The sequence below is a fragment of the Aquimarina ulvae genome, from assembly GCF_053613295.3.
The window spans coordinates 299,945-320,530 of the sequence record NZ_JBSIBP030000006.1; the positions used below are offsets into that span (position 1 = coordinate 299,945).

Below are 20,586 nucleotides of genomic sequence, written 5' to 3' on the forward strand. Positions count from 1 at the left end.
TATTAAAGCACTTCTGGCGCTAATGATACAATCTTCATGAATTGTTTATCACGAAGCTCTCTTGCAACAGGTCCAAAAACACGAGTTCCTCTCATTTCTCCAGCTGGGTTCAAAAGAACACAAGCGTTATCGTCGAAACGTATATAAGAACCATCTGGTCTGCGCACTTCTTTTTTGGTACGAACTACAACCGCAGTTGAAACCGCTCCTTTTTTAATGTTTCCATTAGGAGTTGCTTCTTTAACACTGACAACGATTTTGTCTCCTACAGAGGCGTATCTTCTTTTTGTACCACCTAAAACACGGATAACTAAAACTTCTTTACCACCTGTGTTGTCTGCTACTTTTAATCTAGACTCTTGTTGTACCATAATTACTTCGCTCTTTCAATTACTTCTACTAATCTCCAACATTTGGTTCTACTCATAGGTCTTGTTTCCATGATCTTTACAGTATCACCAATATTGCAGTCGTTTTTCTCATCGTGTGCAACGTATTTTTTCGTTTTTAACACGAATTTTCCGTACATCGGGTGTTTTACTTTCTTAACCTCAGAAACCACGATTGATTTCTGCATCTTATTACTGGTAACTACACCTATACGTTCTTTTCTTAAGTTTCTTTTTTCCATCTTTCAGCAGAATTAACCGTTTAATTCTCTTTTAGTTAGCTCAGTTGCCATTCTAGCAATAGATCTTCTTACCTTACGTAATTGTAAAGGATTTTCTAGTGGAGACATAGCATGTGCCATTTTTAAATCAGAATATTCTTTTCGATATTTACCAAGTTCTTCTTGCAATTCAGCTGTAGACGATTCTTTTACTTGTGATTGTTTCATAGTCTCTTTTTGAATTTTAACCTTGATAGGTTCTTGATACAATAAACTTAGTTTTGACGGGTAACTTTTGTGCAGCTAAGCGCAATGCTTCTTTAGCTACATCATAAGGCACACCACTTATCTCAAATAAGATTCTTCCTGGTTTCACCACTGCTGCCCAATATTCTACCGCACCTTTACCTTTACCCATACGTACTTCAAGAGGCTTTTTTGTTATCGGTTTGTCCGGGAAAATTTTAATCCACAGAGAACCTTCTCTTTTCATGTAACGAGTTGCAGAAATACGTGCTGCTTCTATTTGTCTAGCAGTAACAAAACTTGAATCTAATGATTTAATTCCGAAGGTTCCATTAGAAAGCGTATATCCTCTTTGAGAAATACCTTTCATACGACCCTTTTGTTGCTTGCGGAATTTTGTTCTTTTAGGCTGTAACATTGTTAATTTACTTTAAAAAATTACTTTCTACGACGTGATTTATTATTTCCACCTCGTCCGGCTCTATCGCCTCCTTTTCCTTGTTTCTTAGAAAGACCAACTAAAGGAGAAAGCTCTCTCTTACCATATACTTCGCCTTTCATAATCCATACTTTAACACCAAGTCTACCATAAGTAGTATGTGCCTCAACCAAAGCATAATCTATGTCAGCTCTAAATGTTGATAAAGGAATACGACCATCTTTATAAGACTCTGAACGCGCCATTTCAGCACCATTTAAGCGTCCAGAAATCTGAATTTTGATACCTTCTGCATTCATTCTCATCGCAGCCGCAATAGCCATCTTGATTGCACGACGATATGAGATACGACTCTCTATTTGTCTTGCAACACTAGATCCAACTAAAAATGCATCAAGCTCTGGTCTTTTGATTTCAAAGATGTTAATCTGAACTTCTTTATCAGTAATTTTCTTAAGCTCTTCTTTTAACTTGTCTACCTCTTGACCACCTTTTCCAATAATAATACCAGGTCTAGCAGTAGTGATAGTAACGGTTACAAGTTTAAGCGTACGCTCAATAATTACTCTGGATACACTAGCTTTTGATAAACGTGCGTGTATGTACTTTCTAATCTTATCGTCTTCGGCAAGCTTATCACCGTAGTCATTACCTCCGTACCAATTGGATTCCCATCCTCTAATGATACCTAGGCGATTTCCGATTGGATTTGTCTTCTGTCCCATACTATTTATATTAGCTTTGTGTATTATTTTTTGCTGCAACCACAATTGTAACGTGATTAGAGCGTTTTCTTATTCTGTGTGCGCGACCTTGTGGAGCAGGACGTAGTCTTTTTAACATACTTCCTCCATCTACACGAATCTCTTTTACAAAAAGATCTGCATCTTCGATGCTGACGTCTTCATTTTTCGCTTGCCAGTTCGTTATTGCCGAAAGCAATAATTTTTCTAGACGACGCGATGCTTCTTTAGGGTTAAATCTAAGAATATGAAGCGCTCTTTCAACTTTTTCACCACGAACTAAATCTGCTACTAAGCGCATTTTGCGAGGTGAAGTAGGACAGTTATTAAGCTTGGCAAAAGCAATTTGCTTTTTCTCTTCCTTAATTTTTTCTGCCATTTCTCTTTTACGAACTCCCATAGCTTAAATTATTTTTTACCTTTATTTTTAGCACCAGCGTGCCCTCTAAAAGAACGTGTTGGCGAAAATTCTCCTAATTTATGACCCACCATGTTTTCTGTAATATATACAGGAACGAACTGGCGACCATTATGTACTGCAATCGTTTGACCGACAAAATCCGGAGATATCATTGATGCTCTTGACCAAGTCTTTATCACAGTCTTTTTGTTAGCCTCTACATTCGCAGCTACTTTCTTCTCTAACTTATAGTGAATGTAAGGTCCTTTTTTTAATGAACGTGCCATATCTTATTATTTCTTTCTACGTTCTACAATATACTTATTACTCGCTTTTGTCTTAGAACGGGTTCTATATCCTTTAGCAGGAACACCTTTTCTAGAACGTGGGTGACCTCCAGAAGAACGTCCTTCTCCACCACCCATTGGGTGATCAACAGGGTTCATTGCAACTGGTCTGGTGCGTGGGCGACGACCTAACCATCTTCCTCTACCAGCCTTACCACCTACAACCAACTGATGATCACTATTCGAAACAGCTCCAACAGTTGCTATACAATTTGCCAACACTAATCTGACTTCTCCAGAAGGTAATTTTACAGTAGCAAATTTACCATCACGAGCCATCAGCTGAGCAAACGAACCAGCACTACGTGCCATAACAGCACCTTGACCAGGACGTAATTCTATACAAGATATAATGGTACCTAAAGGGATATCACTAAGCGGCATTGCGTTTCCAATTTCTGGAGCCACATTGCTTCCAGAAACGATGTTCTGACCAACTTGTAGACCATTTTGAGCGATCACGTAACGCTTTTCACCATCTTGGTAATTTAGCAGGGCTATAAACGCAGTTCTGTTTGGATCATATTCTATTGTAGCCACGGTAGCAGGAATTCCTTGCTTATCTCGTTTAAAATCAATAATACGATACCTTTTTTTATGACCTCCACCTTTGTAGCGCATGGTCATTTTTCCTTGATTGTTTCTACCTCCAGATCTTTTTTTCGGAGCCAATAAACTCTTCTCCGGCTTATCAGTAGTTATGGCATCAAACCCATTAACTACTCTAAAACGCTGACCTGGGGTAATTGGTTTCAATTTTCTTACTGACATTTCTTAGTCTTAAAGATTACTATATAAATCAATTACTTCACCTTCCGCCACCTGTACAATAGCTTTTTTAATAGCTTTTGTTTTACCAGTGACCACACCCGTTTTTGTATAACGTGTCTTACGGTCTGGACGGACATTAATAGTTCGAACTTTAGTAACAGATACTCCATAAGCAGCTTCTACTGCTTTTTTGATCTCTACCTTATTCGCTTTTTTATCTACTACAAAACCATAGCGGTTATATACCTCACTATCTGCAGTAGCCTTTTCCGTAATAATAGGTTTTATTAAGATACTCATGGCTTCTATTTACTTAAATTCATTTCAATTCCTTTCAAAGAACTTTCTAAAATCACAACGTTTTTAGCATTAAGTATCTTATAAGTACTTAATTCTGAAGAAGTTATAACTTCAGAGCTTTTCAAATTGCGTGACGACAAATATACGTTTTTATTTGACTCTCCCAACACAAATAAAGATTTTTTATCCTCCAGTCCTAAAGACTTTAAAACTGCAGTAAAATTCTTAGTTTTAATTGTATCAAATGTAAAGTCTTCTATAACCGTAATTGCCTTGTCACTAGCTTTAATACTTAGTGCAGATTTACGCGCTAATCTTTTTAAATTTTTATTTAATTTAAATGAATAGTTACGTGGTCTCGGGCCAAATATTCTACCACCACCTTTAAAGATAGGTGATTTTATACTACCCGCTCTCGCTGTACCAGTTCCTTTTTGCTTCTTAATCTTTCTTGTACTACCTACAATCTCTGCTCGCTCCTTAGCTTTGTGAGTTCCTTGACGTTGGTTTGCCAAATACTGCTTCACATCTAAGTACACAGCATGATCGTTTGGTTCTATACCAAAAACAGCATCTGAAAGGTCTACCTTTCTTCCTGTTTCTTTTCCGTTAATATCGATTACTGTTACTTTCATTACTTCTGAATCGTTACGTAAGCGTTTTTATGTCCAGGAACACATCCCTTCACAACAAGTAAGTTCTTTTCAGTAACTACTTTTAACACTCTTAAGTTTTGAACTTTTACTTTATCTCCACCCATTCTTCCTGCCATACGCATTCCTTTGAATACTCTCGCAGGATAGGATGCAGCTCCAATGGAACCAGGAGCTCTCAAACGGTTATGCTGACCGTGAGTTGCTTGTCCAACACCACCGAAACCGTGTCTTTTTACAACTCCCTGAAAACCTTTACCTTTAGAGGTTCCCGATACATCAACAAACTCTCCCTCTGCGAAGTGCTCTACCGTTATTGTATCACCTAACTTGTACTCCTCATCAAAACCTTGGAATTCGACAGCTTCACGTTTAGCAACAGTTCCTGCCTTCTTAAAGTGACCTAGCGCCGCTTTAGTAGCATTTTTGTCTGCTTTGTCATCGAAACCTAGCTGAATAGCTTCATAACCATCAACCTCTTCAGTTCTGACTTGGGTAACCACACACGGTCCAGCTTCGATAACTGTACATGGAATATTCTTTCCATTCTCGTCAAAGATGCTGGTCATGCCGATCTTTTTTCCTATTAACCCAGACATATTTATTAATTATTAATTAGTATACTTATTATTTTTTTGTAAAAAAACAGGGTCAAAAACACTTCAACCCTGAATGTATTTTTTTTCCGTTTTTCCCTTGCTCGCAGCTCGGGACATTTATCGTAAGATCTTTTTACTCAAAAGCGTTATCACACCTTGATTTCAACCTCTACTCCACTTGGCAATTCAAGCTTCATTAACGCATCGATTGTCTTCGAAGATGAGCTATAAATATCCAAAAGTCTTTTATAAGAACTTAATTGAAATTGCTCTCTAGATTTTTTGTTGACGTGCGGTGAACGCAATACCGTAAAAATCTTCTTATGTGTTGGTAAAGGGATTGGACCTGTAACCACAGCCCCAGTGCTCTTAACGGTCTTAACAATCTTCTCTGCAGACTTATCCACCAAGTTATGATCGTAAGATTTTAGTTTTATTCTAATTTTTTGACTCATTTCTGTAAAATTAAGCGTTAACTCCTTTTGCTGCTGCAATTACTTCTTCTGAAATATTCGAAGGAGTTTCTGCATAGTGAGAAAATTCCATAGTAGATGTTGCTCTACCTGAAGACAATGTTCTTAACGTAGTAACGTAACCAAACATTTCTGAAAGTGGTACAGTAGCTTTCACTGTTTTTGCTCCAGCTCTATCACCCATATCACTTACTTGTCCTCTACGTCTATTAAGATCCCCTACGATATCCCCCATATTTTCTTCTGGAGTAATAACTTCTAATTTCATAATAGGCTCCATTATCACAGCTTTTGCAGCTTTTGCAGAATTCTTAAATCCTAGTTTGGCAGCCAACTCAAATGATAATTGATCTGAATCCACATCGTGATAAGAACCATCCTTTAAGGTCACCTTCATTGAATCAACCTCATATCCTGCTAAAGGACCATTCTGCATAGCTGTTTTGAAACCCTTCTCTACAGAAGGGATAAATTCTTTAGGAACGTTACCTCCTTTAATGATAGATTCAAACTGAAGACCTTCTACACCTTCATCAGCTGGTTCGATAGTAAATACAATATCTGCAAACTTACCACGACCACCGGATTGTTTTTTATAAACCTCTCTATGATCTGCAGCCTGAGTAATAGCTTCTTTATACTCTACTTGTGGCTGACCTTGATTTACTTCAACTTTAAATTCTCTTCTAAGACGATCCACAATAATATCCAAGTGTAGTTCACCCATACCTGAGATAATAGTTTGACCAGAAGCCTCATCTGTTCTTACAGTAAATGTTGGATCTTCTTCAGCTAATTTTGCTAAAGACATACCCAATTTATCTACATCTGCTTTTGTTTTTGGCTCTACAGCAATACCGATTACCGGATCTGGAAAATCCATAGATTCTAACACAATTGGATGCTTTTCATCAGACATGGTATCACCAGTTTTAATATCTTTAAAACCAACAGCTGCTCCAATATCACCTGCTTCTATATGATCAATAGCATTCTGCTTATTCGAGTGCATTTGATATATACGAGAAATACGCTCTTTTTTACCGGAACGGTTGTTTAATATATACGAACCCGCATCTAAGCGACCAGAATACGCACGGAAAAATGCTAAACGTCCTACAAAAGGATCTGTTGCAATCTTAAATGCTAAAGCAGCAAACGGCTCTTTTACATCAGGCTTACGTAATTCTTCTTTATCTGTATTAGGATTAATCCCTACGATACCATCTTTATCCGTTGGAGAAGGCAAATAACGGCATACTGCATCCAACAGGAACTGAACTCCTTTATTCTTAAACGCAGAACCACAAATCATAGGAATGATACTCATATCCATTACAGCAGCTCTCAGTGCCGAATGCACCTCGTCTTCTGTAATTGAATCTTCGTCTTCCATATATTTTTCTAAAAGATTCTCATCATAAGCAGCAACCTCTTCAATAAGCTTACCACGTAAAATTTTAGCCTCTTCTTTTAAATCTTCTGGAATATCTACCACATCAAAAGTTGCTCCTTGAGTCTCATCGTGCCAAACAATAGCACGATTCTTCACTAAATCAACAATCCCTTTAAAATCAGCCTCATCACCAATGTTCAACACAATAGGAACCGCATTGGACCCCAACATGTCTTTTACTTGCTGACATACTGCCATAAAGTTAGACCCCTGACGATCCATTTTATTAACAAAACCGATACGTGGCACCTTATAATTATCCGCAAGTCTCCAGTTCGTTTCTGATTGTGGCTCAACACCATCTACAGCACTAAATAAGAATACCAAACCATCCAAAACACGCAAAGAACGGTTTACTTCTACCGTAAAATCAACGTGACCCGGAGTATCAATAATATTAAAATGATAATCCTTAGTATCTGGCAATGGTTTTGCGTTTTCCATTGGAAACTTCCAAGTACAAGTTGTAGCAGCAGAAGTAATTGTAATACCTCTTTCCTGCTCTTGCTCCATCCAGTCCATTGTAGCAGCACCATCATGCACCTCACCTATCTTGTGACTAACTCCCGTATAATATAAAATACGCTCAGTTGTCGTAGTTTTTCCTGCGTCAATATGCGCAGCAATACCAATATTTCTTGTATATTTTAAATCTCTAGCCATTTCTGTACGTGATTAAAATCTAAAGTGTGAGAATGCTTTATTTGCTTCTGCCATCTTATGAGTATCAACTCTTTTCTTAACCGCAGCTCCTTCTTCTTTTTCAGCTGCAATAATCTCTGCAGCAAGTTTTTGAGCCATAGACTTCTCGTTTCTTTTACGTGAGAAACTAATCAACCACTTCATAGCAGTAGATATCTTTCGATCAGGTCTAATTGGATTAGGAATTTGGAAGGTAGCCCCTCCAACACGACGGCTTCTTACCTCTACGTGTGGCATAACGTTAGATAACGCATCTTTCCACATCTCCAAAGCAGTTTTTTCTTCGTTTTGTTTTTTCTCTTCTACGATATCTATCGCATCATAGAAAATTCTGAAAGCAACCGATTTCTTTCCGTCCCACATCATCATATTTACAAAACGCGTCACTAACTGATCGTTAAAACGTGGATCCGGCAAAATAGGTCTTTTTTTAGCCTTTCTTTTTCTCATGTCTTCTTCTTAAAGTTTTTAATTACTTCTTAGGGCGTTTTGCACCATACTTAGATCTACGTTGCGTTCTTCCTTCTACACCTGCGGTGTCTAAAGCTCCACGAACAATGTGATACCTAACTCCTGGTAAATCTTTTACCCTTCCACCTCTAACTAATACTATCGAGTGCTCTTGTAGGTTATGACCTTCGCCTCCGATGTATGCGTTAACTTCCTTACCATTTGTTAACCTAACACGAGCTACTTTACGCATAGCTGAATTTGGTTTTTTTGGTGTAGTCGTATAAACACGCGTACAAACACCGCGGCGTTGCGGACATGAATCTAAAGCAGCCGATTTACTCTTCTTAGTTATTTTGGTTCTACCTTTTCTTACTAATTGTGAAATTGTTGGCATAATTTGCTTTACACTATATTAAAATAATTTTAAATTACCTCTTTTATGAGGGCTGCAAAGGTAGAAATATTTTCGAGCAATTCAAATCCTAAGGGATTAATTTTCAAATAGATTTAAAATGATATTACTTAACTATGCGAAATCCTTCTATTTTGCGTTATTTTAGCACTATTAAAAATTGAATTGAAAACATCTTTATTCTATATTCTTCTCCTTAATATATGTATACATTCATTTTGTAATGCACAAAACACAACATTGAAACTATTGATTAAAGGCAAGGACACTATTGAATCCTCAAAAATAGATAGCATTGGCTATAAAACGATTTTTAAGAACTTTATCGACATAAAAACTGAGATAGAAACTACTCAAAAAAAACTTTTAAGATTAGGACACCTGGATATTAGGTTGTTAGAACTCGAAAAAACATCAGATTCCTTGTTCACGGCCGTTTTAGAACTCAACAAAAAATACAATGGGCTCACTATTTTTTACACCCAAAAGGTAATCCCCAAAAAAACTTTAAATCAAATATCATCCAATGTTACGGAAAACCAATTCTCAATCCCTTTTGAAAAAATAGAAGAAACCCTGCAATTTCTTACAGATAACCTAGTAAGTAAAGGAAACACCTTTAGCAATTTATCGCTTACAGGAATACAAAAAAACAAAAACGGTATATCCGCAAAACTGATTAGCTCAAAAAGCAAAATCAGAACAATAGACGATATTATAATTAAAGGGTATGAAAAATTCCCGCACTCTTATCTTAGATACAATACTAGAATACAAAAAGGAAGAACCTTCAACAAATATGAAATCATAGAAAAATCTGAAAAAATTGACAATCTAGGTTTTGCTAAAAACATCAAAGCTCCTGAAGTTTTATTTGAAAAGGATTCCACTAAAGTATATCTTTACTTAGAAAAAAGATCTGCTAATACCTTTGATGGATTTCTGGGTTTTTCTTCAGATACCGAATCAGGCAACCTAGAACTTAATGGATATCTAAATCTGAACCTCATTAACAACCTGAATTTTGGAGAAAAGCTCAATTTAATTTATAAAAGCGACGGAAACGAACAACAGAGATTTCAAACGAATATATCATTACCGTATATACTTAAAACCCCTATTGGGCTTGAAGCAGGTCTAGATATCTTTAAGAAAGATTCCTCTTTTTTAGTCACAGAACAACGTGCAAACCTAAATTACCTTATCAACGATAAAAACAACCTATCTTTAGGTTACAAGGCAACCGCTTCTGACAACTTACTTGACACCCCACAACCAGGCCTGAATATTGCTGACTACTCATCTTCCTTTTTTCAAACCAGTTTCCAACATACTAAACGACAAAACAACAGCCTTTTCCCCATTAAAAACAAATACATAATCACGGCAGAGTTTGGCACAAGAAAAACCAGTTTAGAAAATATCAATCAAGTACGAGGGATTATTGATGTGAGCTACAGATTCGAGTTAAACCAAAGAAACTCTATTTTCTTAAAAAACGAAGGAGCCGCAATATTTTCGGAGAACTTATTAACCAATGAGCTATTTAGATTTGGAGGCATTAATTCAATTCGAGGTTTTGAAGAAAATAGCATTAATGCTTCGTTGTTTAACACACTAAACACAGAATATCAATATTTACTTTCATCAAACCTATATATCCATTCAATAATTGATTATTCCTATTTTGAGGATGAAAGCCTAGAATTATCTGACAACCTAACTAGTTTTGGATTTGGGTTGGGACTTCTCACAAAAACAGGACTGTTCAGAATTATCTTTGCAAATGGAAAAAGTAGCAGTTCTAACTTTAAATTCTCTAATACAAAGGTGCATATTAGCCTTAATGCAATATTTTAACACTCTTTGAGAAGTATTATTTTTAAAAAAATTAAACCCAAACCTCTCAAATTTGGACAATTTGTTAACGCCAAGCTTACAACTTAAAGTTATGGTGTTTTTCAAGAAATTTAAATGAGCATAAATTATTAAACCAAAACCACGCACTACTAACAGCCTCAAAACAAAAGATTTACTGTTAATCACAAAAGACTATACGCGCTACTCAAAAAAACCACCCACCTCCAAAAGCCCGTTTAAATGCCCACCTAAAAAGGCTCAAACTTAGCACTATAACGTTATAGTTGGATTTCACACTATATTAACGTGAACTGAACAATAATTTAATTTTTAACTAAATAAAAGTTGTTTAATTAAGATATTATTATGATTTTTGGCATTGGCTAATTCAAATAAATTATAAAATGAGAACAAAGTTTAGAGGAATTCTAACGCTATTGCTGGCGTTTGTGGTGCAACTAACGTTTGCACAAGAAAAGACGATCTCAGGTAATGTGACCGACAACAGTGGGCTACCGTTACCAGGAGTAAATATCGTTATAAAAGGTACTAGTAAGGGTACACAATCTGATTTTGATGGTAACTATACCATTAATGCAAATAAAGGAGCGGTACTTTCTTTCAGTTATCTTGGTTTTACAACAAAAGAGGTTGTAATTGGAGATGGAAGCAGTATTAATGTGCAGCTTTCTGAGGATGCTGCTACATTAGAAGAGGTAGTAGTAACTGCGCAGGGGATACGAAGAGAGAAAAAGGCTCTTGGTTATGCTGTGGCAACTATTTCCTCCGATGACATCTCATCAAAACCCCAAACTGATGTTGTTAGAGCACTTACAGGAAAAGCTCCTGGGGTTAATATTCAACAGACTTCGGGTCTTTCGGGTTCAGGTACTAACATCATTATTAGAGGATATTCCTCAATTAATGGAAGTAACCAACCGCTATTCGTAGTTGATGGTATCCCATTTAACTCGGCAACCAATAACACATCCAACTTTGTACAAGGTGGTGCATCTGCTTCCAGTCGTTTTCTTGATATTGATCCAAATAACATCAAGGAAATCTCTGTACTGAAAGGTTTAAGTGCAACAACACTATACGGACAGGCTGGTAGAAATGGTGTGGTATTAATTACGACAAAAACTGGATCAGACACGGATGCTAACAAAAAGTTTGAAGTATCTGTTAATACTTCATATTTTGCTAATGAAATTGCCAATTTACCTGATTATCAAGATAGTTATGGTAATGGTTTTTATCAAAACTATTCACAAGCATTTAGTAACTGGGGACCTAACTTTAATGTAAGAGGACAACAAGGTATAGCTGCTGATGGAACAGTACCACATCCATATGACAGAGAGGCTTTAGCTACAGCATTTCCTGAATTTCAAGGTGCAAGATATGATTATAGAGCTTATGATAGTGTAGAGAGATTCTTCAAAACAGGGTCCGTTATAACAAATACTGTTTCAGCTACATCATCTGGTGAGAAAGGAAATATTAATGTATCATTTGGTCATACAGATGACCAAGGGTTTGTTGAGACCAATGAATATCGAAGAATTAACTTCAGTCTTGGTGGATCTCTTAAGTTATCAAATAAGTTAAGTATCAGCACATCGATGAACTATGTTAGAACAGATCGTTTAGTACCTCCAACCGCTGTTGGATTTGGTAGTAACCCTTCTGGAGCTTCGTTGTTTGCGAACGTTTTATACACACCAAGAAGTATAGATTTGTTTGGGCTTCCATTTGAAAACCCCTTAGATAACTCTTCTGTGTTTTATCGTGCAGGTGATGATATTCAAAACCCATTATGGACACTTAACAACATTGAGGACGAAGAAAATATTAGAAGATTCTTTGGTAACATATCGACCACTTACCAAGTAAATGATTGGTTAAATCTTTCTTATAGAGTTACTATTGATGGTTACAATCAAAAGAATGAAAGAAGAGCTAATAAAGGTGGGCAGCAAGTAATTGGTGGTAACCTTAATACATTGAATCTAGAAAGCACTGTTTGGGATCATACGTTAAGTTTGAATTTTGACAAAAATATTTCTGATAGTTTCAACATCAATGGTACTTTAGGTTTAAACCCTAGACAAGAAAGAACAGAGTTCACTTTCATAAATAGTACGCAACAAAATATTTATGGGCTATTTACTCATCAAAATTTTGAGGAGCAAACAGGACAGACAGGTTTTAATGAATTTAATATTGTAGGTGCATATGCAAGTTTTATTTTTGGATATGAAGATTACTTATATTTAAATCTTCAGGGAAGAAATGACTGGTTCTCTTCGTTACCTTCTGAGAATAGATCGATCTTTTATCCATCAGCTAGTTTGTCATTTGTTCCAACAGCTGCTTTCGAAAGTCTGAGAGGTAGCAAAGCTATCAACTATTTAAAATTAAGATTAGGGTATGGTTCATCAGCAGGTTTCCCTGCAGCTTATTCGACCATTGTTGGTCTTGCCAGTGGAACAAATGTGTTTGATAGTCCAACTGGAGGAACTACCAATACATTAGGTATTTCTAACACTCTTGGAAATCCGAACTTAAAACCAGAGCTTATTACAGAATTAGAAGCAGGTTTAGAAACAAAATTATTCGATAATAGAGTTGGATTTGATTTATCTGTGTACAGAAAAGTATCTGAAGATCTTATTCTTCAAACAAGACAGTTAGATCCATCAACCGGATATACTTTAACTGCCGACAATATCGGAGAAGTATCAAATGAAGGTATCGAGGTAGGGTTTAATCTAAACCCAATACGACCTAAGGATGAAAACGGATTTAGATGGGACATTTCTGGACAATACACTATTAATGAAAATATCGTTGAAGACAATGGTGGAGAACCTGGGAGTATTGAAGTATTTGCTGGTTTTGGTAATCAGGGGAATGCTGCTATCTCGGGAGAAGCTTATGGTGTAATCGTAGGTAGTTCTATTGCTAGAGATGCTAATGGGAATTTTATTGTTGGTTCTGATGGAAACTATCTAGCTGATAATGATCTAAAAATTATTGGTGATCCTAATGCAGATTGGAGAACTACTGTGATAAACGAATTTTCTTACAAGAACTTCTCGTTAGCTGCTCAGGTAGAATATACGCACGGTGGCGATATCTTTTCTACAACTGCTTCAGCATTATTATCTAGAGGTTTAACTACAGATACCGATTTTGATAGAACTCAAACATTTATCTTACCAGGTGTAACAGCCACTGGTGCTCCTAATACTACACAGATTGCTGCTACAGATTACGGGTTTAATAATTCGGGCTTTGTAATTGATGAGCAAGCAGTATACGATGCATCAACTATAAGATTACGTGAAGTTTCTTTAAGTTATAGCTTCCCGAAAAAATTCTTAGAGCAAACTCCATTCGGAAGCTTATCTGTAAGAATTATAGGACAAAATATGTGGTATAAAGCTATAAACTTCCCTGATGGATTAAATTTTGATCCTGAAGTGACAAGTTTAGGTGTTGGTAATGGACAAGGTTTTGATTATTTGACTGGTCCTACTGCAAAGAGATATGGATTTAGCTTAAACCTTACATTCTAAAAAAACAAAAGGAAATGAAAAATAAACATTTAAAATCAATTATATTATCTATGTTCGTTCTTCTAGGACTTATCTCCTGTGAGACGACCGAACTAGATCTTCTACAAGACCCAACGGATGTGACTCAAGATCAGTTAGATCCAGACCAATTATTTAACGGCATCCAATTAGGATTCAATAATTTTGTTCAGAATGCTGCGGGAGACGCGTCTTTTACCTCTCAGGTAACACGATCATTTGCGATGACAGGAGGAAACCAATATGCCAATGCATTTGCTCCTATTAGCTTTAATGCAATATGGACATCTGCATACGCAGGAGTTTTAAACGACGTTCAAGCCTTAGAGCCAATTGCCATAGAGCAAGGGTTAACTTATCAACTTGGTGCTTCTAAGGTTATGAAAGCATACGTAATGGTAACTCTTGTTGATTTATTTGGAGATGTACCATTTTCAGAAGCTTTGCAAGGTAATGGAAACCAAAACCCTGGAGTTGATGATCAGGCATCTATCTACCAAGCTGCTCTTGCAGAGTTAGATGAAGCAATCTCAATTTTGGGAACTGAAACAACCGTGCTTCCTAGTGATGATATGTATTTCGCACTAAATAACACCACTGACGGATCTACTGATGTTGCTTTACAAGACAATTGGATTACTGCTGCAAAATCGTTGAAATTAAAAATCTATAATAACGTTAGAAAAAATGGTTCTGCCATTGGTGTTGATGTAACTTCCGCTATCAATTCTTTGTTGATAGAAAATGATTTAATTGATACTCCAGCTGAAGATTGGCAGTTTAATTATGGAAATACTAGATTAAACCCTAACTCAAGACATCCTGGATATAATAGATATTATGAAGCTGATGCTGTGGGATATATGTCCAACTATCTAATGTGGGCGATGATTGACGAAAAAGATGAAGGAGATGATCCTCGTCTACGATACTATTTCTATCGTCAAGATAGTAATGCAAATAATGAAGACATTTTTACACTAGGATGTATCGTGCAATCTGCTCCTGGACACTATGGAACAGAAACTTCTATTTATGATATTTCTATCGGAATGCCATTTTGTGTAGCAGATGCAGGTAGAGGATATTGGGGTAGAGATCACGGAGATAACGGAGGTATTCCACCAGATACTGAAAAAAGAACAGTTTACGGAGTTTATCCGGTAGGTGGTTCATTTGATATAGATGATGCAGGTAGTATTCAAAATGAAGGTGAAGATGGTCTTTTAGGAAAAGGTATCACCCCTATCTTATTATCATCTTATGTGGACTTTATTAAGGCCGAGGCACAACTAGAATTAGGAACTATTGGCGATGCAAGAACTTTCTTAGCAAGTGGAATTAGTGAATCTATGACCAAAGTATTAAACTTTGACCCTAATACTGCTGCTAGTCCATTTGCTGCTACACAAACCGATGTTAATGCCTATATAACCGTTGTTCTTACTGCATTCGATGCAGCAGGACCAAGTGAAAAACTAGATATTTTAATGAAAGAATATCAGATTGCTGCCTTTGGTAATGGTTTGGAAATATACAATGCATACAGAAGAACTGGTTTTCCAAGTAACTATCAGCCAACTTTGGATCCTAGTCCTGGTGCTTACTACAGAAGTGCATTATACCCAGCGAACTATATCAACAATAATAGTAACGCGGTTCAGAAAGACCGTACTGAGCAGATATTCTGGGATACAAATCCAGCAGGATTCATTAACTAAAAAATTATATCGATGAAAAATATATTTAAAATACTTTTAGTTTGTCTGGTTTGTACAACCCTGACAAACTGTGAAGACAATGAAAAGTCTCCATTAGGAGAACAGGTCAATGGAGCATTTGTGCTAGTTGATATTGAAAATCCGGTTATTGATGTTACAGCTATAGAAACATCTACTTATGGAGGTACTTTAAAAGCTCCAACAGATAACGTAGCTAGTCATGAATTTCAGGTAAGAAGAGTAAGTGGAGGTGTTGCCTCTGAGTTCGTTCCAATTTTTACAGCTACATCATTTCCTGCTGATTTTCAAATAGGAGCTCCTGAAATTGCAGCTGCTCTTGGTTTGAATATCACAGATATTTTACCTGGAGATCGTTTTGATTTTTCAGGAAAAACAACTGCTATTGATGGTAGTATTGTTGTGGAAAGCAACTTAGGTCCTGATATATTAGCTGAAACTGGTCAAAGACAAGCATACAGATTGCAAACTTTTGTTTCTTGTCCATTTTCAGTTGCTGAAGCACTTGGAACCTATCAATTAGTTTCCTGTGGTCTTACATTTTGTAATGGTGGAAACACATTTGAAATAGTTGAAGGTGATGAGCCTAATACTGTAGTGATGCAAAATCCGTACAATTCATTTGACCCATCAACTGGAGAACCTTTTGATATTGTTATTCAGATAAATCCTGCCAGTGGTGAAATTACTATCGAAGAACAAGATGCTTTTGATACGGCAGACACTGGTAACAATGGATTTAAACCAACGACAATCGAAACGGAAAGTGGTTTCTTCTTTTCTTGTGTTGGAACTATCACTACAACAGTAGATACTTCCATCGAACAAATAGCAACCGGAGCGAGATTTACTTTTGGATCTATACCATTTGAAGCACAAAAATTATAAAAATTTGGAACTATGAAATTAAACAAATTAAAATATATATCGATAATAGCAGTTTTTGGTCTTTTATTTACTGCTTGTGAAGACGATGATCCAATATCTGCAGGAATTGGTGATCCTCTTAATAAAGAGGTTATAAATTTAGAAGCTACTATTGCTTCAGACGTTACAGTTACTGGAGAAGGAAACAGAGTAGATTTTACAGTTACACTTCCGCAGTCGTTTTCATCTGATGCTACTGTTACGGCAAGAGCTATTTTTGATAATGGCAACTCTACAACAGGTACAGCAGTTGTGGAGGCAGGGTCTACAGTAGGTACTGGTTTTGTTACCTTATCTCCAGATGACAATGTTATCGACGGTGATAGTATTGATGGTGCAGCAGATGCTGTTGAAATATCGCTAATTGGTATCTTATTAGACGAATTGATTCCTGATACGACATATACCATTTCTTCTAATGCTCTTAGTTTAGGAATATATCCTGATACACTTCCTGCTGCAGGTGGTTTGAATATCTTATTTGATTGGGATAATCCCGGAGCTAACGACTTAGATATGGATGTAATCGATAGAGATTTTACGGCTATCTTTGAAAGTTCAGGTACTGGTTCTAGATTTGAAAGTGATTTATTTCAAACCTCTGGTAGAGCAGATGGGATTTATGATATTTACGCTACTATTTTTTCAGCTTCTCCAACAGAACCTATTGATTATAATGTGCTAATGACACTTCCTAATGGTGTATTGGAGGTAGTAAGTGGAACGTTACCGGCTGGTTCTCCATCTAGTACTCGTATTCCTATTGCTACTTTTGAGAAATCAACAAATGTAGAAACTGGTGTTACTAGTTATATAAATATCGCTGGTCTGTAGACCAAAGTGTAAAACGATATTAGACAATAATTTGACAATCCCGATGCTGAAGCATCGGGATTGTTTTTTAATATATATCTTTGTTTTCTATGAAAAATGAATCACAAATTTTTGGGATTAGAGTAGTTATTGAAGCGATCAACTCTGGAAAAACAATAGACAAACTCTTTATTCAAAAAGGTCTACAAGGTGAGTTAGCTCAGGAATTGATGAGCTTACTTAAAAAAAAGAATTTAAATTATTCATATGTGCCAGTAGAAAAGCTACATCGGCTTACTCGTAAAAACCATCAAGGTGTTGTTGCACATATTGCCCCTATCGACTTCTACGATTTAGAAAACTTAGTAATACAGGTTACTGAGTCGGGCAAAGTTCCTCTATTTCTAATTCTTGACCAGTTATCAGATGTACGTAATTTTGGTGCTATTATACGAACTGCAGAATGTACTGGTGTAGATGGAATTATTATCCAAAAAAAAGGTGGAGCACCTGTGAGTGCTGATACTGTAAAAACTTCAGCCGGTGCTATTTTTAAAGTTCCGATTTGCAAAGTAGACCATATCAAAGATGCTATGTTTTATTTACAAGCTTCAGGTATCCAAATAATAGCGGCAACAGAAAAAGCTTCTTCTCCTATTTATGATATAAATCTCACCAATCCCACTGCCATAGTAATGGGTAGTGAAGGCAAAGGGATATCTAATTCTGTCTTAAAAATTGCGGATCATATGGCTAAATTGCCTATGTACGGAAAAATAGGATCTCTTAACGTTTCGGTTGCATGTGGTGTGTTTCTATACGAATCAATTCGACAAAGGTTATAATGAAGAGATTAAAAACATTTACTCCTTGTTTTCAATGTCTTCTTTGCACTTGTACTCATAAATTACTTCCATGTCATCGTTCAATTCTTCTTCTGGTAATCTTTCTATGAAGTTGCCATTTTCATCAAAATGTTTTAAAAACTCATCTTCTTCAGGATTATAATCCGAAGATTCCCAATAATATCTTTTTGGTTGAACAATACCTTTTTTTATGATAAAAGCTAAAAACACACCAACTAAAAGCCCAGACAAGTGACCTTCCCATGAAATTTTAGGATCTACAGGTAAGGTATACCATATCATACTTCCATAAATAAAAACAACAACAAAGGATACTGCAATTAACCTAAAATGTTTTGCTACAATTCCTTTAAAAAATAAAAACCCAAATAACATATAAATCACACCACTGGCTCCAATATGATTTGCTGGCCTCCCCAAAAACCAAGTTAAAATTCCGGTAAAGAGCATACCTAAAAACAATACTTTCCACGAGTTTTTTGGATAAAAGAAGAATAATGAAATGGATAAAATTAATAATGGAAGCGTGTTATGCCATAAATGTGATAAATCTCCGTGAATAAAGGGAGAAAAAAACACTCCTCTAAATCCTTTCAAAGTTCTTGGGTATATCCCAAAGTTATTAAAATCAAAACCAAAGCGAATTTCAAACCAAAAAGTTATCCATATTAACAACACAAATAATAATGGATACCCTATAACTCCAGTACTAAATCGAAAATGATTATCTCTGTCCATAAGTATCTTTCATAAATCAAAAAACCATCCAAACACCAAACACCGCTAAATTGTCAGTAATCCGATTACTTTAACACCTACAACTACTTGTAGAAAATAGGATAAAGTTAATCATTATTACACATACTACTACCCCACTCTTTTTATACCTTTGCAAATATGAACAAACCGCTGGCAGAAAGAATTCGTCCTAAATCCTTAGAAGAGTATCTAAGTCAAGAGCACTTGATTGGTGATGATGGTTCGCTAACCAAACAAATAAAAAAAGGAATTATTCCTTCTTTGATACTTTGGGGACCGCCGGGAGTTGGCAAAACTACGTTAGCCAATATTATAGCAAACCAGTCTGGTAGACCTTTTTATACATTAAGCGCCATTAATAGTGGTGTGAAAGAAGTGCGGGAAGTAATCGACAAGGCCAAGCAAAGTGGTGGATTATTTACGGCAAAAAATCCTATTTTATTTATTGATGAAATTCATCGTTTTAGCAAATCCCAACAAGATTCTTTACTTGGGGCCGTAGAAAAAGGGTGGATTACTTTGATCGGAGCCACCACCGAAAACCCAAGCTTTGAAGTAATTCCAGCATTGTTATCACGCTGTCAGGTATATGTTCTTAATCCTTTTGGAAAAAAAGAACTGGAAGCTTTGTTGGACAGAGCGATGAGACAAGATGAATATTTAGTTGCAAAGGATATAAATTTAAAAGAAACAGAAGCTTTACTTAGATTAAGTGGTGGAGACGCTAGAAAACTATTAAATATTTTCGAATTAATCGTTTCCAGTCAGGATCAGGATACAGTTATCATTACTAATGAACTTGTTTTAAAACTGGTGCAACAGAACACAGTTCGATACGATAAAACAGGAGAGCAACATTATGATATCATTTCAGCATTTATTAAATCTGTTAGAGGAAGCGATCCTAATGCATCCGTATATTGGCTGGCCAGAATGATCGAGGGAGGAGAAGACTTAAAGTTCTTAGCACGCAGATTGATTATCTTAGCATCTGAGGATATTGGTAATGCCAATCCAACTGCATTAATCATGGCAAACAACACTTTTCAGGCCGTTACTACTGTAGGATATCCTGAGGCTAGAATTATTTTAAGTCAATGTGCAGTATATCTGGCTACTTCTCCAAAGAGTAACGCTTCTTATATGGCTATCAACAAAGCGCAACAGTTAGTAAAACAAACAGGGGACTTATCAGTGCCATTACATATTAGAAATGCACCAACCAAACTGATGAAAGAATTAGGTTACGGCGAAGATTATAAATATGCACACGACCACAGCAATAATTTTGTTAACCAAGAGTTTCTTCCTAAAACCCTAGAAAACACGAAGTTTTATGAACCAGGTAACAATCAGCGTGAAAATTCATTAAGAGCCTTTCTAAAATCCCGTTGGGGTGATAAGTACGGATATTAA

The 20,586-nt window shown here is 36.3% G+C and carries 23 protein-coding genes; 7 read left to right on the top strand and 16 right to left on the bottom strand.

Going from position 1 to position 20,586, the window contains the following annotated elements:
• Positions 1–2: 2 nt before the first annotated feature.
• The 15 genes from rplN to rpsL form a co-directional block, all read right to left on the bottom strand.
• The gene (gene rplN, locus ACWGOQ_RS15295) at positions 3–371 is read right to left on the bottom strand and encodes a 50S ribosomal protein L14 (protein ID WP_027392543.1); all 369 of its coding nucleotides are present in this window, start codon (positions 369–371) and stop codon (positions 3–5) included.
• Between the two features lie 2 nt (positions 372–373).
• Entirely contained in the window at positions 374–631 is a 258-nt protein-coding gene (gene rpsQ / locus ACWGOQ_RS15300) for a 30S ribosomal protein S17 (protein WP_025741866.1), read from the bottom strand.
• Positions 632–643: 12 nt separating this feature from the next.
• Positions 644–838, bottom strand: a complete 195-nt coding sequence (rpmC, locus tag ACWGOQ_RS15305) for a 50S ribosomal protein L29 (protein ID WP_118387126.1) — start codon at positions 836–838, stop codon at positions 644–646.
• Between the two features lie 16 nt (positions 839–854).
• A complete protein-coding gene (rplP, locus tag ACWGOQ_RS15310) occupies positions 855–1,274 on the bottom strand; it encodes a 50S ribosomal protein L16 (protein ID WP_452058772.1) in 420 nt (139 codons plus the stop codon).
• Between the two features lie 20 nt (positions 1,275–1,294).
• Positions 1,295–2,020, bottom strand: a complete 726-nt coding sequence (gene rpsC / locus ACWGOQ_RS15315; protein WP_452058771.1) for a 30S ribosomal protein S3 — start codon at positions 2,018–2,020, stop codon at positions 1,295–1,297.
• A 10-nt stretch (positions 2,021–2,030) separates the two neighbouring features.
• Entirely contained in the window at positions 2,031–2,438 is a 408-nt protein-coding gene (rplV, locus tag ACWGOQ_RS15320) for a 50S ribosomal protein L22 (protein ID WP_452058770.1), read from the bottom strand.
• An 8-nt stretch (positions 2,439–2,446) separates the two neighbouring features.
• On the bottom strand, positions 2,447–2,725 hold the full coding sequence (gene rpsS / locus ACWGOQ_RS15325) for a 30S ribosomal protein S19 (RefSeq protein ID WP_027392549.1): 279 nt from the start codon (positions 2,723–2,725) through the stop codon (positions 2,447–2,449).
• A gap of 6 nt (positions 2,726–2,731) precedes the next feature.
• A complete protein-coding gene (gene rplB / locus ACWGOQ_RS15330) occupies positions 2,732–3,556 on the bottom strand; it encodes a 50S ribosomal protein L2 (protein WP_452058769.1) in 825 nt (274 codons plus the stop codon).
• A 9-nt stretch (positions 3,557–3,565) separates the two neighbouring features.
• Positions 3,566–3,856 carry a 50S ribosomal protein L23 gene (gene rplW / locus ACWGOQ_RS15335; RefSeq protein ID WP_452058768.1) on the bottom strand — a complete coding sequence of 97 codons (291 nt, stop codon included), beginning with the start codon at positions 3,854–3,856 and terminating at the stop codon, positions 3,566–3,568.
• A gap of 5 nt (positions 3,857–3,861) precedes the next feature.
• Positions 3,862–4,491, bottom strand: a complete 630-nt coding sequence (gene rplD, locus ACWGOQ_RS15340) for a 50S ribosomal protein L4 (RefSeq protein WP_452058767.1) — start codon at positions 4,489–4,491, stop codon at positions 3,862–3,864.
• Entirely contained in the window at positions 4,491–5,108 is a 618-nt protein-coding gene (gene rplC / locus ACWGOQ_RS15345) for a 50S ribosomal protein L3 (protein WP_452058766.1), read from the bottom strand. Before rplC ends, rplD begins: the two co-directional genes overlap by 1 nt.
• A 149-nt stretch (positions 5,109–5,257) precedes the next feature.
• Complete coding sequence (gene rpsJ / locus ACWGOQ_RS15350) at positions 5,258–5,563, bottom strand: 30S ribosomal protein S10 (RefSeq protein ID WP_010181931.1); 306 nt, start codon at positions 5,561–5,563, stop codon at positions 5,258–5,260.
• 10 nt (positions 5,564–5,573) lie between these two features.
• Positions 5,574–7,700 (bottom strand): elongation factor G, encoded by a 2,127-nt coding sequence (fusA, locus tag ACWGOQ_RS15355; RefSeq protein ID WP_452058765.1) that lies wholly within the window; start codon positions 7,698–7,700, stop codon positions 5,574–5,576.
• 12 nt (positions 7,701–7,712) lie between these two features.
• Positions 7,713–8,189 carry a 30S ribosomal protein S7 gene (gene rpsG, locus ACWGOQ_RS15360; protein ID WP_452058764.1) on the bottom strand — a complete coding sequence of 159 codons (477 nt, stop codon included), beginning with the start codon at positions 8,187–8,189 and terminating at the stop codon, positions 7,713–7,715.
• A gap of 22 nt (positions 8,190–8,211) precedes the next feature.
• On the bottom strand, positions 8,212–8,586 hold the full coding sequence (gene rpsL / locus ACWGOQ_RS15365) for a 30S ribosomal protein S12 (protein ID WP_367590913.1): 375 nt from the start codon (positions 8,584–8,586) through the stop codon (positions 8,212–8,214).
• Positions 8,587–8,844: 258 nt separating this feature from the next.
• Between rpsL and ACWGOQ_RS15370 the strand changes: the two genes are divergently transcribed.
• From ACWGOQ_RS15370 to rlmB, 6 genes are all read left to right on the top strand, one after another.
• Positions 8,845–10,464 (top strand): POTRA domain-containing protein, encoded by a 1,620-nt coding sequence (locus ACWGOQ_RS15370; RefSeq protein ID WP_452058763.1) that lies wholly within the window; start codon positions 8,845–8,847, stop codon positions 10,462–10,464.
• Between the two features lie 404 nt (positions 10,465–10,868).
• Positions 10,869–14,048, top strand: coding sequence for a SusC/RagA family TonB-linked outer membrane protein (locus tag ACWGOQ_RS15375; protein ID WP_452058762.1), 3,180 nt, complete (start codon positions 10,869–10,871; stop codon positions 14,046–14,048).
• Positions 14,049–14,062: 14 nt separating this feature from the next.
• On the top strand, positions 14,063–15,787 hold the full coding sequence (locus tag ACWGOQ_RS15380; RefSeq protein ID WP_452058761.1) for a SusD/RagB family nutrient-binding outer membrane lipoprotein: 1,725 nt from the start codon (positions 14,063–14,065) through the stop codon (positions 15,785–15,787).
• A gap of 12 nt (positions 15,788–15,799) precedes the next feature.
• Entirely contained in the window at positions 15,800–16,693 is an 894-nt protein-coding gene (locus tag ACWGOQ_RS15385) for a hypothetical protein (protein WP_452058760.1), read from the top strand.
• 12 nt (positions 16,694–16,705) lie between these two features.
• A complete protein-coding gene (locus tag ACWGOQ_RS15390) occupies positions 16,706–17,566 on the top strand; it encodes a hypothetical protein (protein ID WP_452058759.1) in 861 nt (286 codons plus the stop codon).
• 89 nt (positions 17,567–17,655) lie between these two features.
• Positions 17,656–18,390, top strand: a complete 735-nt coding sequence (gene rlmB, locus ACWGOQ_RS15395) for a 23S rRNA (guanosine(2251)-2'-O)-methyltransferase RlmB (RefSeq protein ID WP_452058758.1) — start codon at positions 17,656–17,658, stop codon at positions 18,388–18,390.
• An 18-nt stretch (positions 18,391–18,408) separates the two neighbouring features.
• On the opposite strand, the gene ACWGOQ_RS15400 is transcribed toward rlmB, so the two are convergent.
• Positions 18,409–19,149, bottom strand: coding sequence for a rhomboid family intramembrane serine protease (locus ACWGOQ_RS15400; RefSeq protein WP_452058757.1), 741 nt, complete (start codon positions 19,147–19,149; stop codon positions 18,409–18,411).
• Positions 19,150–19,308: 159 nt separating this feature from the next.
• Between ACWGOQ_RS15400 and ACWGOQ_RS15405 the strand changes: the two genes are divergently transcribed.
• The gene (locus ACWGOQ_RS15405) at positions 19,309–20,586 is read left to right on the top strand and encodes a replication-associated recombination protein A (protein ID WP_452058756.1); all 1,278 of its coding nucleotides are present in this window, start codon (positions 19,309–19,311) and stop codon (positions 20,584–20,586) included.

Coding starts and splice junctions, on each gene's coding strand:
- rpsC (WP_452058771.1), bottom strand. CDS start 2,020: ATGGGACAGAAGACAAATCCAATCGGAAATCGCCTAGGTATCATTAGA.
- rpsL (WP_367590913.1), bottom strand. CDS start 8,586: ATGCCAACAATTTCACAATTAGTAAGAAAAGGTAGAACCAAAATAACT.
- rplD (WP_452058767.1), bottom strand. CDS start 4,491: ATGAAAGTAACAGTAATCGATATTAACGGAAAAGAAACAGGAAGAAAG.
- rplC (WP_452058766.1), bottom strand. CDS start 5,108: ATGTCTGGGTTAATAGGAAAAAAGATCGGCATGACCAGCATCTTTGAC.
- rplW (WP_452058768.1), bottom strand. CDS start 3,856: ATGAGTATCTTAATAAAACCTATTATTACGGAAAAGGCTACTGCAGAT.
- rplB (WP_452058769.1), bottom strand. CDS start 3,556: ATGTCAGTAAGAAAATTGAAACCAATTACCCCAGGTCAGCGTTTTAGA.
- rpsJ (WP_010181931.1), bottom strand. CDS start 5,563: ATGAGTCAAAAAATTAGAATAAAACTAAAATCTTACGATCATAACTTG.
- rpmC (WP_118387126.1), bottom strand. CDS start 838: ATGAAACAATCACAAGTAAAAGAATCGTCTACAGCTGAATTGCAAGAA.
- ACWGOQ_RS15375 (WP_452058762.1), top strand. CDS start 10,869: ATGAGAACAAAGTTTAGAGGAATTCTAACGCTATTGCTGGCGTTTGTG.
- rplV (WP_452058770.1), bottom strand. CDS start 2,438: ATGGGAGTTCGTAAAAGAGAAATGGCAGAAAAAATTAAGGAAGAGAAA.
- rpsG (WP_452058764.1), bottom strand. CDS start 8,189: ATGAGAAAAAGAAAGGCTAAAAAAAGACCTATTTTGCCGGATCCACGT.
- ACWGOQ_RS15385 (WP_452058760.1), top strand. CDS start 15,800: ATGAAAAATATATTTAAAATACTTTTAGTTTGTCTGGTTTGTACAACC.
- ACWGOQ_RS15390 (WP_452058759.1), top strand. CDS start 16,706: ATGAAATTAAACAAATTAAAATATATATCGATAATAGCAGTTTTTGGT.
- ACWGOQ_RS15405 (WP_452058756.1), top strand. CDS start 19,309: ATGAACAAACCGCTGGCAGAAAGAATTCGTCCTAAATCCTTAGAAGAG.
- fusA (WP_452058765.1), bottom strand. CDS start 7,700: ATGGCTAGAGATTTAAAATATACAAGAAATATTGGTATTGCTGCGCAT.
- rplP (WP_452058772.1), bottom strand. CDS start 1,274: ATGTTACAGCCTAAAAGAACAAAATTCCGCAAGCAACAAAAGGGTCGT.
- rlmB (WP_452058758.1), top strand. CDS start 17,656: ATGAAAAATGAATCACAAATTTTTGGGATTAGAGTAGTTATTGAAGCG.
- ACWGOQ_RS15400 (WP_452058757.1), bottom strand. CDS start 19,149: ATGGACAGAGATAATCATTTTCGATTTAGTACTGGAGTTATAGGGTAT.
- rplN (WP_027392543.1), bottom strand. CDS start 371: ATGGTACAACAAGAGTCTAGATTAAAAGTAGCAGACAACACAGGTGGT.
- ACWGOQ_RS15380 (WP_452058761.1), top strand. CDS start 14,063: ATGAAAAATAAACATTTAAAATCAATTATATTATCTATGTTCGTTCTT.
- rpsS (WP_027392549.1), bottom strand. CDS start 2,725: ATGGCACGTTCATTAAAAAAAGGACCTTACATTCACTATAAGTTAGAG.
- rpsQ (WP_025741866.1), bottom strand. CDS start 631: ATGGAAAAAAGAAACTTAAGAAAAGAACGTATAGGTGTAGTTACCAGT.